General features: G+C 44.7%; 21 protein-coding genes. 19 read left to right on the top strand and 2 right to left on the bottom strand.

The window, feature by feature from the left end:
- The first annotated feature begins 47 nt into the window (after nt 1-47).
- The 9 genes from SSV_RS08370 to SSV_RS08330 all read left to right on the top strand — a co-directional run bounded on the left by SSV_RS08370 (nt 48) and on the right by SSV_RS08330 (nt 8,223).
- Complete coding sequence (locus SSV_RS08370) at nt 48-707, top strand: divisome accessory protein ZapJ (protein ID WP_072074448.1); 660 nt, start codon at nt 48-50, stop codon at nt 705-707.
- Between the two features lie 268 nt (nt 708-975).
- A complete protein-coding gene (gene murC / locus SSV_RS08365; protein ID WP_072074447.1) occupies nt 976-2,310 on the top strand; it encodes a UDP-N-acetylmuramate--L-alanine ligase in 1,335 nt (444 codons plus the stop codon).
- Nucleotides 2,311-2,321: 11 nt separating this feature from the next.
- Nucleotides 2,322-2,834 carry a GNAT family N-acetyltransferase gene (locus SSV_RS08360; protein WP_072074446.1) on the top strand — a complete coding sequence of 171 codons (513 nt, stop codon included), beginning with the start codon at nt 2,322-2,324 and terminating at the stop codon, nt 2,832-2,834.
- Nucleotides 2,834-3,349 (top strand): GNAT family N-acetyltransferase, encoded by a 516-nt coding sequence (locus SSV_RS08355; RefSeq protein ID WP_072074445.1) that lies wholly within the window; start codon nt 2,834-2,836, stop codon nt 3,347-3,349. The genes SSV_RS08360 and SSV_RS08355 overlap by 1 nt, the downstream gene beginning before the upstream one ends.
- A gap of 50 nt (nt 3,350-3,399) precedes the next feature.
- The gene (mltG, locus tag SSV_RS08350) at nt 3,400-4,896 is read left to right on the top strand and encodes an endolytic transglycosylase MltG (RefSeq protein WP_072074444.1); all 1,497 of its coding nucleotides are present in this window, start codon (nt 3,400-3,402) and stop codon (nt 4,894-4,896) included.
- Nucleotides 4,897-5,041: 145 nt separating this feature from the next.
- A complete protein-coding gene (gene greA, locus SSV_RS08345) occupies nt 5,042-5,524 on the top strand; it encodes a transcription elongation factor GreA (RefSeq protein ID WP_002894584.1) in 483 nt (160 codons plus the stop codon).
- 153 nt (nt 5,525-5,677) lie between these two features.
- Nucleotides 5,678-6,298 carry a GTP pyrophosphokinase gene (locus SSV_RS08340; protein WP_072074443.1) on the top strand — a complete coding sequence of 207 codons (621 nt, stop codon included), beginning with the start codon at nt 5,678-5,680 and terminating at the stop codon, nt 6,296-6,298.
- A gap of 4 nt (nt 6,299-6,302) precedes the next feature.
- Nucleotides 6,303-7,004, top strand: coding sequence for a response regulator transcription factor (locus SSV_RS08335; RefSeq protein ID WP_304362503.1), 702 nt, complete (start codon nt 6,303-6,305; stop codon nt 7,002-7,004).
- A complete protein-coding gene (locus tag SSV_RS08330) occupies nt 6,988-8,223 on the top strand; it encodes a sensor histidine kinase (RefSeq protein WP_072074441.1) in 1,236 nt (411 codons plus the stop codon). Before SSV_RS08335 ends, SSV_RS08330 begins: the two co-directional genes overlap by 17 nt.
- 115 nt (nt 8,224-8,338) lie before the next feature.
- On the opposite strand, the gene yidC is transcribed toward SSV_RS08330, so the two are convergent.
- On the bottom strand, nt 8,339-9,262 hold the full coding sequence (yidC, locus tag SSV_RS08325; RefSeq protein ID WP_002909077.1) for a membrane protein insertase YidC: 924 nt from the start codon (nt 9,260-9,262) through the stop codon (nt 8,339-8,341).
- A gap of 81 nt (nt 9,263-9,343) precedes the next feature.
- Nucleotides 9,344-9,622, bottom strand: coding sequence for an acylphosphatase (locus tag SSV_RS08320; protein WP_072074440.1), 279 nt, complete (start codon nt 9,620-9,622; stop codon nt 9,344-9,346).
- Between the two features lie 84 nt (nt 9,623-9,706).
- Here SSV_RS08320 and SSV_RS08315 point away from each other — a divergent pair, with 84 nt between their 5' ends.
- The 10 genes from SSV_RS08315 to xerD all read left to right on the top strand — a co-directional run bounded on the left by SSV_RS08315 (nt 9,707) and on the right by xerD (nt 16,932).
- On the top strand, nt 9,707-10,447 hold the full coding sequence (locus tag SSV_RS08315) for a TrmH family RNA methyltransferase (protein WP_072074439.1): 741 nt from the start codon (nt 9,707-9,709) through the stop codon (nt 10,445-10,447).
- A gap of 44 nt (nt 10,448-10,491) precedes the next feature.
- Nucleotides 10,492-10,983 (top strand): HD domain-containing protein, encoded by a 492-nt coding sequence (locus SSV_RS08310; RefSeq protein ID WP_002931402.1) that lies wholly within the window; start codon nt 10,492-10,494, stop codon nt 10,981-10,983.
- A 25-nt stretch (nt 10,984-11,008) separates the two neighbouring features.
- On the top strand, nt 11,009-11,692 hold the full coding sequence (locus SSV_RS08305; protein WP_072074438.1) for a Bax inhibitor-1/YccA family protein: 684 nt from the start codon (nt 11,009-11,011) through the stop codon (nt 11,690-11,692).
- Between the two features lie 104 nt (nt 11,693-11,796).
- Nucleotides 11,797-13,047: a diaminopimelate decarboxylase gene (locus SSV_RS08300; RefSeq protein ID WP_072074437.1), complete on the top strand. Its 1,251-nt coding sequence runs from the start codon at nt 11,797-11,799 to the stop codon at nt 13,045-13,047.
- Between the two features lie 56 nt (nt 13,048-13,103).
- Entirely contained in the window at nt 13,104-13,352 is a 249-nt protein-coding gene (locus SSV_RS08295) for a YneF family protein (RefSeq protein WP_072074436.1), read from the top strand.
- 98 nt (nt 13,353-13,450) lie between these two features.
- Nucleotides 13,451-14,245 carry a glutamate racemase gene (racE, locus tag SSV_RS08290; protein ID WP_072074435.1) on the top strand — a complete coding sequence of 265 codons (795 nt, stop codon included), beginning with the start codon at nt 13,451-13,453 and terminating at the stop codon, nt 14,243-14,245.
- Nucleotides 14,242-15,246 carry a nucleoside-triphosphate diphosphatase gene (locus SSV_RS08285; RefSeq protein WP_072074434.1) on the top strand — a complete coding sequence of 335 codons (1,005 nt, stop codon included), beginning with the start codon at nt 14,242-14,244 and terminating at the stop codon, nt 15,244-15,246. Before racE ends, SSV_RS08285 begins: the two co-directional genes overlap by 4 nt.
- On the top strand, nt 15,225-15,746 hold the full coding sequence (locus tag SSV_RS08280) for a metallophosphoesterase (RefSeq protein ID WP_002923538.1): 522 nt from the start codon (nt 15,225-15,227) through the stop codon (nt 15,744-15,746). The genes SSV_RS08285 and SSV_RS08280 overlap by 22 nt, the downstream gene beginning before the upstream one ends.
- Nucleotides 15,743-16,204, top strand: coding sequence for a cyclic-di-AMP-binding protein CbpB (gene cbpB, locus SSV_RS08275; RefSeq protein ID WP_072074433.1), 462 nt, complete (start codon nt 15,743-15,745; stop codon nt 16,202-16,204). Before SSV_RS08280 ends, cbpB begins: the two co-directional genes overlap by 4 nt.
- Nucleotides 16,201-16,932, top strand: a complete 732-nt coding sequence (gene xerD / locus SSV_RS08270; protein WP_072074432.1) for a site-specific tyrosine recombinase XerD — start codon at nt 16,201-16,203, stop codon at nt 16,930-16,932. The genes cbpB and xerD overlap by 4 nt, the downstream gene beginning before the upstream one ends.
- Nucleotides 16,933-16,934: the final 2 nt, after the last annotated feature.

The following is a 16,934-nucleotide window of genomic DNA, read 5'->3' as shown; positions in this document are numbered from 1 at the left end:
AATAGCCTGAATAGTTTATAATAATGAAGGGTTGAAAGGAAAAAGATATGACTGATAAACAATTTCCTCTGGTGTCAGATGATGAAATCATGCTGACGGAAATGCCGCATATGAATCTTTATGATGAACTAGATCTCATTAGCAACATTACCGGAGACTATACAGACCGTAATTATTTGGAATGGATGCCGATTGTGGATTCCAACAAGCATGCTCCCATAGCTGCCAGTCAGGCTATCAGAAGACCGCTGCAAAAGCAGTCTGCTTTCAAGGATTTTAAAAAGCCGATTGATAAGAAAGATCCGGCCATTCGTTATGCTGAGCAGGCACGCGAGGAAGCTCGGGCAGATTTGAAAAAAAAGCGTTCAGCGCCTTATCTGACCAGCGACCTTCTGACTAAGGTCCGCAGCAGAAAGCTTCCGACAGCTTCTAATGCGGAAAGACCGAAGCCAACAGCCCCTTTTCAGAAGAATACATCAGGGGAATTTACGAAGTATGGCGACAGGCTTCAGCAGGATAACTATATTTTGGCAGATATTCAGCCTGAGTATAGCCCTCAGCCGCAGGAGCTGGAAGAGAAGCCTAAGAAGAACAATTATGATTTTTTAAAAACCAGTCAGATCTATAATCAGGATAGGGCTAAGGAGGAGCAGTTGAAGCATTCCAAGGCTCAAGAGCTGAATTTGACAGGCTTGGACAACAAATAAAGCTGGCTTGCTCGAGTCTTTTCTGCCTACAGTTTTCTGATGTATAAAGGAAATTGCTAAATGTAAAATCTATCTGCATATAACATCCATCATCGGTTGAAAAAGACCGATGCCAGAAGCTGGGACTTACTGATTTGTCCGGCTTCTTTGGTGTTTTGGTGGTGCCTAAAAGTTTGTAATTAAAGAAAATCCCTGTGGGCTGATTTGGGTCTGAGGAGATTTTCCTCTTTGGACTTGCTTTTATGGCCTTGTATCTTAAGGAGTAATCATGACGAAAACCTATCATTTTATCGGGATTAAGGGCTCTGGTATGAGCGCTTTGGCTTTGATGCTGCACCAGATGGGCCATAAGGTTCAGGGCAGTGACGTTGATAAATATTATTTCACTCAGCGCGGTCTGGAGCAGGCTGGCATTTCCATCCTGCCTTTTGATGAAAAGAATATCCAGCCAGACTTCGAAATCATTGCTGGCAATGCCTTCCGTCCAGATAACAATGTAGAAATTGCCTATGCAGACGCAAACGGTATTGGCTATAAACGCTACCATGAATTTTTAGGTGGCTTTATGCGTGACTTTGTCAGCTTGGGAGTGGCTGGTGCCCACGGGAAGACTTCTACAACGGGCATTCTTTCCCACGTTCTCTCCAATATCACGGATACTAGTTATTTAATTGGGGATGGTACTGGACGCGGTTCTGCCAATGCCAAGTATTTTGTCTTTGAATCAGACGAGTACGAGCGTCATTTCATGCCATATCATCCGGAATATTCAATTATTACTAATATCGACTTTGACCATCCGGATTATTTCACGAGTCTGGAAGATGTCTTTAATGCTTTCAATGACTATGCCAAGCAGATTACCAAAGGACTTTTCATTTATGGAGAAGATGAGCAATTGCGCCGGATTACGTCCAAGGCTCCGATTTACTACTATGGCTTCAAGGAAGAAGGCAATGACTTTGTCGCTCACGACCTCTTGCGATCTACCAGCGGTTCAGGCTTTAAAGTTTCTTTCCGCGGGAAAGAACTGGGTGAGTTCCAGATTCCAAGCTTTGGCCGCCACAACATTATGAATGCGACAGCAGTAATCGGTCTCTTGTATACTGCAGGTCTTGATCTGAATCTAGTTCGGGAACACCTCAAGACTTTTGGCGGAGTTAAGCGCCGTTTTACAGAGAAAATTGTCAACGAAACAGTTATCATTGATGACTTTGCTCACCATCCGACGGAAATTATTGCGACCCTGGATGCAGCCCGTCAGAAGTATCCAAGCAAGGAAATCGTGGCAATCTTCCAGCCACATACCTTCACTCGGACCATTGCTCTCTTGGACGAATTTGCGGAAGCCCTCAATCAGGCTGACTCAGTCTACTTAGCTCAGATTTACGGATCTGCGCGTGAGGTGGACAATGGCGATGTTAAGGTTGAAGATTTGGCTGAAAAGATTGTGAAGCGGGCCAAGGTCATTGACGTAGATAATGTTTCTCCGCTTCTTGACCACGATAATGCCGTTTATGTCTTTATGGGAGCTGGAGACATCCAGACCTATGAATATTCCTTTGAACGTCTCTTGTCCAATCTGACCAGCAACGTTCAGTAGGAGGAGACTTGATGGAAGCACCAATTCGAATCAGACAGGCTGACTTGAGCGACTGGGAAGAAATTCTTGCAATTGAGCAGCTAAATTTTCCAGCAGCAGAAGCAGCCAGTTCAGAAGTTCTCAAAGAGCGGATTGAGCAGATTGCTGATACTTTTTTGCTAGCAGAGCTGCACGGTCAGCTGGCGGGCTATATTGTTGGACCAGCTGTTCAGGAGCGATATTTGACAGATGATCTCTTTAGCAAGGTGGGGGCTAATCCTCCAGAAGGTGGCTTCATTGCTGTCCAAAGTCTGTCCGTCCATCTGGATTTTCAGAAGCAGGGGGTCGGAACCTTGTTGCTTGCAGCTCTCAAGGAGACAGCTGTTCAGCAAAATCGACAGGGCATTAGCCTAACCTGTCATGATGAGCTGATACCTTATTATGAGATGAATGGTTTCGTCCATGAAGGGATTTCTGACTCAACTCATGGTGGAGCTGTCTGGTCTGATATGGTGTGGGAAAATCCCAATTTTAAGGAGAAGTGATGATTGTCCGTCAAGCTCAAATGGCTGACTTAGATGCCATTTATGCTATCGAATTGGAAAATTTCAGTCCAGAAGAGGCTGTTAGCCGCGAAAGTCTAGCAGCACATATCCAAACCCTATCTTCAACTTTTTTGGTGGCAGAAAAGAACGGTAAGATTTTGGGCTATCTGGAGGGACCTGTTCGTCCAGAACGTTATTTAAAGGATATTTCCTTTACAGAGGAGATTGAAGATTATGGTCATCTGGACGGTGGCTTTATCTCTCTGACCAGCCTTTCTATCTCGAAAGATGCTCAGGGGATGGGGATCGGCCGCAAGCTATTGGAAGCTATGAAAGAAATTGCTATAGCAGATGAACGCCACGGCATTAATCTGACCTGCCACGACTATCTCACCGCTTACTACGAGAAGCATGCCTTTGTAAATGAAGGTTTGTCACAATCAACTTACGCAGGCGCTACTTGGTTTGATATGGTCTGGGAAAATCCTAGACTCAAACTGCAAAAAAACCAATAATAAGCTAGAAAAACCTACTCTTATTGCATTTATCTGACTTTTAAGATATAATGTTAGGGATTATGATGAAGGAGGTCAAATTTTTGACTGAAAAATCACAAGACAAAGAGAAGAATCTGAGCTTTAAAGAGCAGATTTTGAAAGACTTAGCTGGAGAAAAGGAAGAACAAACTCCCTCTTCAACTAGCCAGTCAGAAGTGGACTCTGCTTCTGCAAAAGAAACAGCAGCTGCGGATGACTTTGAAGCTAGACCGGCTTCGGTAGATGTTTCCTACAAGGTTGCAGAGAATGAAAAGGCTCACCCTCAGGTCTATGGCCGAGTGGATGAGGAAGATAAGAAGCCCAATGAGGTCCTATCTCGGGCTAATCGGGCTAACAACACGGTCAAGAAAAAACGCCAAAACACATTAGCTCGCAGGATTATGACAACTGTTCTGCTGATTGTCCTGCTGGGACTTGTGGTCACAGGAGTTGTCGGCTATACTTATGTATCTTCAGCACTCAAACCTGTTGATGCAAACGCAACAGAGTATGTGACAGTTGAAGTACCAGAAGGCTCAAGCTCTAAGCAGATTGGAGAAATCCTCGAGAAAAAGGGGCTGATTAAAAATGCCCAAGTTTTTAGTCTCTATTCCAAGATTAAAAGCTTTAACAATTACCAGTCTGGCTATTACAATCTCCAGAAGAGTATGGACCTAGACACCATTGCTCGGCAGCTTCAGGAAGGTGGAACAGATACACCGCAACCACCAGTTGTTGGTAAGGTTACTATTCCTGAAGGCTACACACTGGAGCAGATTGCAGAGGCTGTGACGGTTAATGCAGCTGCAACTTCTAAAAGGACTAGCAAGACACCTTTTAGCAAGGACGATTTCCTAGCTAAGGTGCAGGATGAAGCTTTCATTTCCAAGATGGCGGCTAAATATCCACAGCTGCTGGGCACATTGCCAAGCAAGGACAGCGGAGTCAAGTACCGCTTAGAAGGTTACCTCTTCCCTGCCACTTATAACTATGGTGAGGATGCGGATTTGGAAAGCTTGATTGACCAGATGTTGGGCGCTATGAATACCAATCTGTCTTCTTATTACTCTACTATTGAAGCGAAGAACCTAACGGTTAATGAAGTTCTGACACTTGCTTCTCTGGTAGAAAAAGAAGGTTCAACAGACCAGGACCGCAAAGATATTGCCAGCGTATTTTATAATCGTCTCAATCAAGCGATGCCGCTTCAGAGTAATATCGCTATCCTCTATGCTCAAGGCAAGCTAGGAAAGAAAACGACTTTGAAAGAGGACGCTGAAATTGATACCAATATCGACTCGCCTTTCAATGTCTATAAAAAAGAAGGGCTTATGCCTGGGCCAGTTGATAGTCCAAGCCTGTCAGCTCTGGAAGCTACCATTAATCCAAGTAAGACGGACTACCTCTACTTTGTGGCAAATGTTGAAACAGGCGCTGTTTACTTCGCCAATACTTATGAGGAACACGCTAAAAATGTTGAGGAGCATGTCAATAGCAAGCTCACTCAATCCAGCAGCACTGATTAAAATGCTGTTATTGCAGACGAGAGAAAGCTAGGGCAGCTAGTTCTAGCTTTCTCAGTCCTGCTATATAAAAAAGGGACTGATACAGACTTGTCTCAGCCTCTTGTTTTAGTTTTAAAATAAAAGAAAATAAAAGAAAAGAGAAAAAATGGCTGAAAAAACTTATCCTATGACCCTAGAGGAAAAGGAAAAACTAGAAAAAGAATTAGAAGAATTGAAATTGGTGCGTCGTCCAGAAGTGGTAGAGCGTATTAAGATTGCTCGCTCCTACGGCGATTTGTCAGAAAATAGTGAATACGAAGCTGCTAAGGACGAACAGGCTTTTGTGGAAGGTCAGATTTCTAGTCTGGAAACCAAGATCCGCTACGCTGAGATTGTAAACAGTGACGCTGTAGCCAAGGATGAAGTAGCTATCGGAAAAACAGTTACTATTCAAGAAGTAGGCGAAAGCGAAGAGGAAGTTTATATTATCGTTGGTTCTGCTGGTGCAGATGCTTTCGCAGGAAAGGTATCCAATGAAAGCCCAATTGGTCAAGCCCTGATTGGCAAGAAAACAGGCGATACTGCAACAGTTGAAACACCGGTTGGCAGCTACGATGTTAAAATTCTTAAGGTTGAAAAAACCGTTTAATAAGTATTAAAAGGAACTGGCTAGAAGACTGGTTCTTTTTTCGTTTCTTTTAAGACAGAGAGTGTAGGCTAGATAAGAAGAGCAGGGGAAAAATAGAGAAAAGACAGATGGTTATGCTATAATGAGAATAAGCTAGAAAAGTAGGAGAACTGTATGCAAGAGCAAGATATTTATGGGAAATACGGCGTTTACCTGCCAAAGATTTTAGATGATCTTAGTCAGCGTATTCAAGAGGCTAATGATCAAGTCAAGCAGGAAACGGGGCAGAAGCTTTTTGAGCATTTTAATGCACGGGTCAAGCAGGCAGCCAGTATGGAAGAGAAATGTCGACGCAAGAATCTGCCTAGGGCGCCAGAGTCTGCCCTGAAAGAAATTCGTGACGCGATTGGGATTCGGATTGTTTGCGGTTTTATCGAGGACATCTATCAGACTATTGAGGTGCTTCGTCAGCTGGAGGGCTGTGAGATTGTTCTGGAAAAGGACTATATCCGGGCTGCCAAGCCTAATGGCTATCGATCCTACCACTTGATATTAGAGGTGGAGACTCCTTATGAGGATTGTCATGGTCAAAATCCTGGCCGCTATTTTGTAGAAATCCAGCTTCGGACCATTGCTATGGATTCTTGGGCCAGCTTAGAGCATCAGATGAAGTACAAGCATGAGATTAAAGACAGCAAGCGGATTGTCCGCGAGCTGAAACGCTGTGCAGATGAGTTGGCTTCCTGTGATGTGACCATGCAGACCATCCGCAATTTGATTCGAGAAAGTGAGTGAGATGATGAAGATTTTATTAGCTGAAGATGAGCAGCAGCTGTCCCGTGTCTTGGAAACGGCGATGACCCATGAAGGCTATCAGGTTGATACAGCCTTTGATGGGCAAGAGGCTGTTGACTTGGCCAAGGGAAATGCCTATGATTTGATGATTCTGGATATCATGATGCCGGTCAAGACAGGCATTGAAGCATTGAAAGAAATCCGCCAAACCGGCAATACGACCCATGTCATCATGCTGACAGCTATGTCAGAGGTGGATGACAAGGTCACAGGGCTGGATGCCGGTGCAGATGATTATCTGACCAAGCCCTTCTCTCTGAAAGAGCTTCTGGCTCGCCTGCGCTCCATGTCAAGGCGGGTAGCGACGTTCACCCCCAATTTGCTGCAGATTGGCCAAACGAGCCTTAATGTCGGAGAGCATGAGCTCATTAGCTCCAACTCCATCCGCCTAGCCGGCAAGGAATCTAAAATGATGGAATTTCTCATGCTCAATGCCCAGAAGAGTCTTTCCACTCAGGAAATCTTCCGTCATGTTTGGTCCAAAGACGAGGATGAGGATTTGGACGAAGGCTTCGTCTGGATTTATATTTCCTATTTGCGCCAGAAGTTGAAGGCTATCCATGCTGACCTTACTATCTTGGGTGAGGAAGGTGGCAGTTTCACTCTGGTGCCGCTGGAAGGAGATGGCCATGTTTCGGAAGCTTAAAATTCGGTTCATTCTGCTGGCTTCGGCGGCTATTGTCTGTATTTTGCTGACCATGATTGCTGTCTTAAACTCCGTTCGTTTTCTGCAGACCAACGGAGAAATCCAAGCCGTTCTCAATATTCTATCTGCCAATAATGGAGATTTTCCCAGCGTAGAAGAAACGGCAGAGAGCTTGCAAAACGACCGTATCACCATTGACACAATCTACCAATACCGCTATTTCAGTGTGGTTTATAAGGAAGACAAAACACTTTACTCCACCAACTTGGATCATCTTTCCAATCTATCTAAGGAGCAGGCGCTCAGCTACGCTAACAAAGTGATTAAGGACAGCCGCAGCAGTGGGGTTTTTAAGGTAGGCAGTCAATTTTATTCCTACCAGATAACGCAGGATTCCAAGACCAAGCGCTATTTACTGGTGGTCTTAGATTCGACTAATTATCTCGAAAGCCGCAATGACTTTTTCTGGCTGTCTATCCAGTTGTGCTTCTATAGCTTTATTTTCTTTGTCTTGGTCGTGTCTGGATTTTCCAACTTTGCCATCCGTCCCTATATCAAAAACTATGAAAACCAAAAGCGTTTCATTACCAATGCGGGACATGAATTGAAGACGCCATTGGCCATCATTTCAGCCAATACGGAGCTGCAAGAGCTGATGACTGGCGAAAATGAATGGACAGAAAGCACCAAGGATCAGGTCAAGCGACTCAGCAACCTAATCAATCAAATGGTCGTTCTGGCCCGTCTGGAAGAGCAGCCAGATGTTACCTTGGTAGATGTGAATTTCTCAGAAGTTGTCAAAAAAGTAGCAGGGAACTTCAAGTCTGTCATCGAGAAGGCAGGTAAGAAGTACGAGATCAAGTTGCAGGAAGACATCCATGTCAAGGCAACTGAAGATGAACTCTATGAATTGGTCAGTATCCTGATTGACAATGCCTGCAAGTATTGTGACGATGATGGGCAAATTTTTGTCACCCTGACCAAGGCCAAGCGCGGGAAACGAGCTCGTTTGACGGTAGCCAATAGTTACGCGGACGGAAAAAATGTTGATTATAGTCGTTTCTTTGACCGTTTCTATCGCGAAGACGAATCGCATAATCAGAAGCAGCCTGGCTACGGCATTGGCCTATCCATGGCAGAAAGTCTGGTTCGGATTTTTAAGGGCAGGATTTGGGTTTCTTACAAGAAGGGTTTGATTGGCTTTACCGTTTTACTGTGATAGAGTCACCTCGTTCATCAGTTATTGCTTTGTTTGCTGAGCTTTTGGTATCGGTTATGCTGATTCTTACTCGAGATTAAAAAATTCTTCTAGCTAATGCTAGAAGAATTTTTCTTTATCTTGACCGTTGCTTACCTGCATTGCGGTTCTTTTTCTTTTTGTTCTTTTGTTCAATAGCCGGCTGGGCTTTTGGAGTAACATCTTTAGCCCGACTAGCTTTTTTCAAACCTTTAGGAGGATTTTTTTCAAATTCCTCTGCTACCTGTTTTCTCAGGCGAGGTCGAATGATGTAGTTGATGATAAATTGCTGGATGATTTGGATAAATCCGCCGACTACCCAGTAGAGAGTGACTGCGGCAGGAGAGAGGAATGAGAAACCAACAATCATGATAGGACTCATATAAGAAGCCTGTTTCATGCTGTTTCTTTGAGTTTCATCTTCAATACCATGCAGAGAGAGCACTGACTGGATATAGTAGAGGATACCGACAATAGCGGTCAAAGCCCAGTCGCTTTTGGCCAGGTCTTTAATCCAGAGGAAGGAACTGCCTGCAACTCCTTGAGTATACTGGGCTGCAAAGAAGAGGGCTGAGAAGAAAGGCATTTGGATGAGCAGAGGCAGACAGCCTATACCGCCAAACATGCTGAGTCCATTTTCTTTTTGAGCAGCCATCAGTTCTTGCTGAGCCTGCATTTTCTCTTCCTGAGTTTCAGCATTTTTGATTCGCTCTTGGATTGGGGCAAAAATCGGCTTAAAGTAGTTCATCTTTTCAGACTGAAGCGTTGCCTTCCAAGACTGGTAGATTCCCAGCGGAAGAATGATAATCCGCACGATGAGCGTAACGATAATAATCGCCAGACCATAACCCAAGCCCGAATTTTTGGCGAAAAATTGGATGCCATCCGCCATAGGCTGACCAATCACATCCCAGATTAGACCAGAAGGATTACCGGCCTTGTCGCGGCCCACACAGCCAGACAGGAAAAGAAGCGCAGCCAGTCCCATACCGGAGAATAAAAAGCGTTTGAAATGTTTCACGAGTTCATATCCTTTGTTTCTAAAAAATAATACCTATCTATTCTACTGTTTTTTTGCAAAATATACAATAGTTCTGCAGACCTAATTTGAAATTTTGAAGTCAGGATAGGAGTCAAAATTAGCCATGGTCACATCCAAATAGCTGACCTTAGAAAAAGGTGTCGGTCCCTTGCGGATTTCCTGGATAAACTTAGCTATCAGAGCGGGGTCATCAGCCTGAGCCAGAATGCCAACAGTACCATCGTCGTTGTTCCAGACTCGGCCGGTAATACCTCCGATTTCCAGCGCTAGAGAATAGACTCCCCAGCGAAATCCAACCCCTTGTACCCGTCCTTGGGCTATCATTTTTACTTTCTGCATGGCGTCCTCCTTTAGTGAGCGGACCGAGGGGATTTAAGCCCTCAGTATGAGTGCAAGTCTGCTAAATTGTGGTATAATGTTCTTATGAATATTATAACCTCAAAAGCCAATAATGTGGTAAAAAAAGCTAAAAAACTTCATCACAAAAAATACCGCAAGGATTCTTATTTGATCGAGGGCTGGCATTTATTTGAGGAAGCTGTCAGCAGCGGGGCAGAGCTGATTCGAATTTTTGCTTTAGCGGAATACGCAGAGCAATTAGCTGATTTTTCTCAGGTAATCTTTGTCAGTCCAGAGATTTTAGCAGATTTAGCTGACAGTAAGACACCACAGGGCATTGTCGCAGAAGTGGCTTTTGAAAGGGAAGAGATATCGGCGGAGTTAAGTGGACGCTATCTTTTCTTGGAGGACGTTCAGGATCCAGGTAATGTCGGTACCATCATTCGGACTGCGGATGCAGCTGGTTTTGACGGGGTTTTCATCTCTCGTTTGTCAGCAGATATCTATAACTTAAAAACGCTGCGCTCTATGCAGGGGAGCCATTTTCATCTGCCAGTTTATCGAATGGATACGGCTGATTTTATTAGGCTGGCTCGTTCTTCAAGTCTGCCAATTCTAGCGTCGACCTTGTCGTCTGCGTCTATTGACTATAGAAAGGTGGACACCAGAGAGAGCTTTGTCCTAGTCATGGGCAACGAAGGGCAGGGAATTAGTCCAGAAATGACGGAAGCAGCTGATCTTCTGGTTCATATTTCCATGAAGGGGCAGGCAGAAAGTCTTAATGTTGCTGTCGCAGCTGGTATTTTAATCTTTCATTTAAGCTAAAAATCAGAAAAAGAGATATAATAGTTGGCAAGGGAGGTGATTCTATGCCTTACAAAAAGGACGAGGAATTTATGGCCTATGTTGGGCACCTGATTGAAAAGCCCAGTGTGCAGCGCCTGAAAGAAATTCCCCATCATATTCATTCCAATAGACTTGAACATTCCATCAATGTAAGTTATACTAGTTACAGAATTGCCAAAAAATTTGGTTGGAATGCCCGCAGCACGGCACGCGGTGCCCTGCTTCATGACTTATTCTACTATGACTGGCGTGTGACCAAGTTTAAGAAGAGTCATGCTTGGGTTCATCCGAGGCTGGCAGTTCGCAATGCTCGCAAGATTACTAAGCTCAATAAGGTCGAAGAGGACATTATCGTCAAGCATATGTGGGGCCTGACCTTGGCACCGCCTCGCTACAAAGAGTCATTCGTTGTGACGATGGTGGATAAATATTGGGCCGTCAAGGAAGCGACTGCACCTTGGAGACGCAAGAGCGGTAATCGCAAGCTCTTTCATCGAAAGATGCTGAAACCGTAAATGTTTTATTATAAAAGGAGTAACTATGAATCATTCTATTATTCAAGATCAATCAGATATTAATTCTTTCTATGCTAAGATTTATTCTATCGTTGGTGTCGGTATCGGAATCTCAGCAATCGTATCCCTCTTGATGCTGAACTTCTTTCAGGACATTATTATCTCTGTTCTGACAGGTTCCACCTGGATTTTCTATGCGGCTATTGCAGTTGAGTTTATCTTTGTTTTGGTAGCTTCTGGGGCAGCTCGGAGCAATAGTCCGGCGGCGCTGCCAATGTTTTTAGGATACTCAGCCATCAATGGTTTTACCTTAAGTATTATCATGGCACTGTATCTTCAGTCAACTGTTCTCTTAGCCTTTCTGACAACGACTGTTATGTTCTTTGCTATGGGCTTCATCGGCAAGGTGACTAAAAAGGACCTATCTGGAATAGGGAAAGCTTGTATGGCAGGTTTGATTGGTATTATCGCTGCCAGCATCCTCAACATCTTCTTGAGAAGCAGTGGCTTGGACTTTATTGTCAGTATCGTTGGTGTCCTTATTTTCTCAGGACTCATCGCTTGGGACAATCAGAAAATCCGCTATGTTTATGAGCAGACCAATGGCAATCCAGGGAATGGCTGGGCAATTTCGCTGGCTCTGCATCTGTACCTGGACTTCATTAATCTCTTCCTCAGCTTGCTGCGTATTTTTGGAAGAAACAAATAACTCAGCTAAATAAGACTCAAGCATTGGACGTTTGCTCCAGTGCTTTTTGTTTCTCCTATGGATTTATGGTATAATAAACCCAGCAAATAGAAAGCGAGAATAGTATGAAAACTCCTTTTGTCAGTCGTGAAAAGCTAGCTGAGATTACGGCGCAGTTTCCAACCCCTTTCCATCTTTATGATGAGAAGGGGATTCGGGAAAGAGCGCGTGCCTTGCATGAGGCCTTTTCTTGGAATCCAGGCTTTAAAGAGTATTTTGCCGTCAAGGCCACTCCCAATCCTGCTATTTTAAAAATCCTCAAAGAAGAAGGCTGCGGGGTGGACTGTGCTAGCTACGTTGAGCTGCTCATGAGCCAAAAGCTGGGCTTTGCTGGACAGGATATCATGTTTTCGTCCAATAACACACCAGCTGAGGAATTTCAGTTTGCGCGAGACCTAGGAGCGACTATCAATCTGGATGCCTATGAAGATGTGGCCTTTCTGAAGGAGGCTGCTGGTATTCCCAAGGTCATTTCCTGTCGTTACAATCCTGGCGGTGTCTTTGAGCTGGGAACTAGCATTATGGATAATCCGGAAGAAGCTAAGTTTGGTATGACCAAGGACCAGCTGATTCAAGCTTTCAAAGAGCTCAAGGAATTGGGAGCTGAGAAGTTTGGAATTCATGCCCTCTTGGCCTCAAATACTGTCAGCAATGACTACTATCCTGAACTTGCCCGTCAGCTTTTTGAGCTGGCTGTAGAAGTAGTGGCTGAGACAGGAGTTGAGCTGGACTTTATCAATCTATCTGGCGGTGTCGGTATTAATTATCAGCCTGAAGGTGAGGAAAATGACATTGCGGTTATTGGTCAAGGAGTTCGTCATGCCTATGAAGCTATTCTAACTCCGGCTGGCCTAGGACAGGTCAAGATTTATACGGAGCTGGGCCGCTTTATGCTGGCGCCTTATGGCCTGCTGGTCACCAAGGTTACCCATAAGAAGCAGACCTACCGAACCTATCTGGGGGTGGACGCTTCTGCGGTCAATCTGCTGCGTCCTGCCATGTACGGTTCATATCACCACATTACCAATATGGATCGGCCTGAAGGTGAGACAGAAATTGTGGATGTTGTCGGCAGCCTCTGCGAGAATAACGACAAATTCGCCATTAATCGCCCGCTGCCCGTCAGCGAAATTGGGGATACACTAGTGATTCACGATACGGGTGCTCATGGTTTTTCTATGGGTTATCAGTACAATGCCAAGCTCCGCTCCAGCGAAATTCTCTTGGAGCAAGAGGGCAATGTTCGCATGATTCGTCGGGCTGAAAAACCAGAAGATTATTTTGCGACACTGTATGGCTTTGATTTTGAAAAATAGAGAAAATTTGATATAATGAAGAGCAATGTAAAAATGGAAATAGAGGAGTTCTTGATATGAATTTAGTTTTAGCAATTTTCTTGATTATGGCAGCATTTGCTGGAGGCGTGATCTTGGGTATGTATCTGCTTCGTCGGCAAGTGGAGAAGGAATTTGCAGAAAATCCGCGTCTGAATGTAGAAGCAGTTCGGACCTTGCTTAGCGCTAGCGGCCAACGGCCAAATGAAGCGAAAGTACAGCAAGTCTACCGTCAAATTATCAGCCAGCAGAAAGCGGCGCTTGCTAAGAACAAAAAGAAAAAATAATTTTCTAGAGGCTGGCTTTTAATACCAGTAGAGAAAATCTATAAAAAAATGGGGATTTGGAATCGGCTTCCAGTCCCTTGTTTTAGAAAGAAGACCTTATGGATAATCGACCAATCGGTTTTTTAGACTCAGGAGTGGGCGGTTTGACTGTAGTCCGTGAGCTCATGCGGCAGCTCCCCCACGAAGAGGTCATTTATATTGGAGATTCGGCGCGGGCTCCTTACGGTCCAAGGCCTGCTGAGCAGATTCGCGCTTATACCTGGCAATTGGTCAACTTCCTCCTGACCAAGGATGTTAAGATGATTGTCATTGCCTGCAATACAGCGACTGCTGTTGTCTGGGAAGAAGTGAAGGAAAAGCTGGATATTCCAGTACTAGGCGTGATTCTGCCGGGGGCCAGCGCGGCTATTAAGTCAACTGCCAGCGGCCGCATCGGTGTTATTGGAACGCCAATGACTGTTTCCTCTGATATCTATCGTCAGAAGATTGAAGCGCTCTCGCCGGAGATGCAGGTGGAAAGTTTGGCCTGCCCTAAGTTTGTACCTCTGGTAGAGTCCAATGAACTTCATTCCAGTCTTACTAAAAAAGTTGTCTATGAAACCCTGCAGCCTTTAGCTGATCGGGTAGATACCCTGGTCTTGGGCTGTACCCACTATCCCTTGCTCCGGCCTATTATTCAAAATAGGATGGGACCAAATGTGAAGCTGATTGACAGCGGGGCAGAGTGCGTACGGGATATTTCTGTCCTACTCAATTACTTTGAAATCAACCGCAGTCGGGAAAAGCAGGAACTCAACCACCGATTTTACACAACTGCCAATGCCAAGAGCTTTTCGGAGATTGCAGAAAGCTGGCTGGACCTGAAAGTGAATGTGGAGCATGTAAGCTTATGACAAATAAAATTTATGAATACATTGACGAAAACAATTGGTATATCGGAGAATGGACCCGCTTTCGCAAGGCTGGCTATCATTTCAACGACATTCCTTACAGGCTCTTGGAGCATATAGATGCAGAGTTGAGTGAGCTGATTGAGCGGGATTTGGATGAAGAATACAATGCTTTTACCACAGTTGTGGTCAAATACGGCTCACCCATGTCCTATATCCAGTTTGTCCTCAATATGATTAATGACCGTCAGGAGCGGGATTTTAAGGCTACCAGTCATAAGGGGGCTATTCTGATTACAGAAAAGGACTTGCTGCGCAAGGTTTTCTTCCTGTCTAAAGATGGAGTTAAGATGACTGACTTTTTTGGTCAGGGGCAGGAGTCAGAGATGGCTGTCGGAGATACTATTTTGATTGCGACTCGCAACGAAGGAAAGACAGCAGAATTTCGTAAACTCTTTGATAAGTTGGGCTATAAGGTTGAAAATCTCAATGATTATCCTGATTTGCCAGAAGTGGAAGAGACGGGAACTACCTTTGAGGAAAATGCGCGGCTCAAGGCAGAGACAATCAGTAAGCTGACAGGTAAAATGGTGTTAGCTGACGACTCAGGTCTGCAGGTCGATGTTTTAGGCGGCTTGCCTGGTGTCTGGTCGGCTCGCTTCGCTGGAGTAGGTGCGACAGATGATGAAAACAACATCAAGCTCCTGCATGAATTGGCTATGGTGTTTGAAATCAAGGATCGCTCTGCCCATTTTCATACGACCCTAGTGGTGGCCAGTCCTGACAGGGAGTCTCTGGTAGTTGAAGCGGATTGGCCGGGCTACATTGCCCATGAGCCAAAAGGGGAAAATGGCTTTGGCTATGATCCTTTGTTCTTAGTGGGAGAAACAGGAAAAACGTCTGCCGAGCTGACGATGGAAGAAAAAAATGCCCAATCCCATCGGGCTCAGGCAGTTAAGAAATTAGTGGAGGTATTTCCAGCATGGCAAAGCAAACCATTATAGTCATGAGTGATTCTCATGGCGACCGTGCTATTGTAGAAGAAATTAGGAATCATTATATTGGAAAGGTAGATGCGATTTTCCATAACGGAGACTCTGAGCTTCCTTCTGATGATGAGGTATGGCAAGGGATTCAGGTTGTTGCAGGGAATATGGACTTTTACGACGGCTATCCAGAACGATTGGTGACGGATTTGGCGGGGACCATTATTGCCCAGACTCACGGGCATCTCTTCCATATCAACTTTTCTTTTCAAAAGCTGGATTTGTGGGCTCAAGAGGTTAATGCAGATATCTGCCTTTACGGCCACCTGCATATTCCAGATGCTCGAATGGAAGGCAAAACGCTCTTTCTGAATCCGGGCTCCATCAGCCAGCCACGCGGCCTGATCAACGAACGCCTCTACGCTAAGGTAGAGATTGATGATGACCGCTTTAAAGTTGATTTCTATACGCGAAATCATGAACTTTATCCAAGCTTGTCCAAGGAGTTTAGCCGATGATTGCTAAGGAATTTGAAGACTATCTGCTGCAACATGAAGAAACTTTTTTGACGCCTGGGGAAAATCTGGCGGTGATGATTGACACCCATAATGTGGATCATGCAATCCTACTATTGAGCCAGATGACATACTCACGTGTACCGGTTGTGACTGCAGATAAAAAGTTTGTTGGCACGATTTCCTTGACAGACATCATGTCCTATCGCATGCGCCATGATTTGCCAGAAGAGGAATTCATGATGACAGACATCGTCCACATGACCAAAATGGACGACTTGACAGTTGGGCCAGATTATACTGTATCAGATGTGCTTCATAAGCTGGTCGACGAGTCCTTTCTGCCGGTTGTGGGCGAGGATCAGCATTTTTACGGAATTATTACTAGAAAGTCTATTTTGAAAGCTTTCAATTCTTTGTTGCACGGCTTTAGCAAGCAGTACGAAATTCGCAAAAAATGAAAGAATACATTAGACCGTTTTTAAATCAAAAAAACATCTCAGAAAATTCTAAAATTGCCTATTCTTATGATTTGGAGCAGTTTGTCGAGGAAGTACATGGCCGGATTACCGAGACCAATCTGCGGATTTATCAAGCCTCTATCAAGGATTTTAAGGCAGCTGTTCAGAAGCGGAAGCTCTCAGCAGTCAATCAATTTCTCTACTTCCTTTATCAGCAGCAGCTTATTGAGGAGTTTCACCGCTTGGTCTTGCCCAAGGTTTCCGTATCGAAGGAGCAGGAAAATGAACTGCTGGACCTGTCTGCTTTTTGGCAGGAATCAAGCGTTCCTAGGGGGCGGCTAATGGCTCTTCTTATCTTGGAAATGGGCTTGCTGCCCAGCGAGATTCTACAGGTCAGAGTGGCAGACGTCAATCTGGACTTTCAGGTTTTGAAGATTGAAAAGGCCGGTCAGAAGCGGGTTATCAAGATTCCTGAGAGTCTGACGGGTGAGCTGGAAGACTATCTGACGGGGACATATTTATTTGAGAAAAACGGCAAATCCTATTCTCGTCAATGGGGCTTTCGTCAGCTAGAGGCCTTCTTGATTGAGCAGGGACAAGCCAGTCTATCTGCCCAAAGCCTGCGTGAGCAGTTTATTTTGCGCCAGCGGGAGAAAGGGATTGGCCTCTATGATATTGCCCAAGATTTGGGCTTGAAAACCATGATTACACTAGAAAAATATAGATAAAA

It is taken from the genome of Streptococcus sanguinis, from assembly GCF_001078705.1.
GTDB classification, from domain to species: Bacteria; Bacillota; Bacilli; order Lactobacillales; family Streptococcaceae; genus Streptococcus; species Streptococcus sanguinis_D.
Note: the sequence above shows the minus strand (reverse complement) of the source record. Positions and strands in the feature narration are given on the sequence as shown.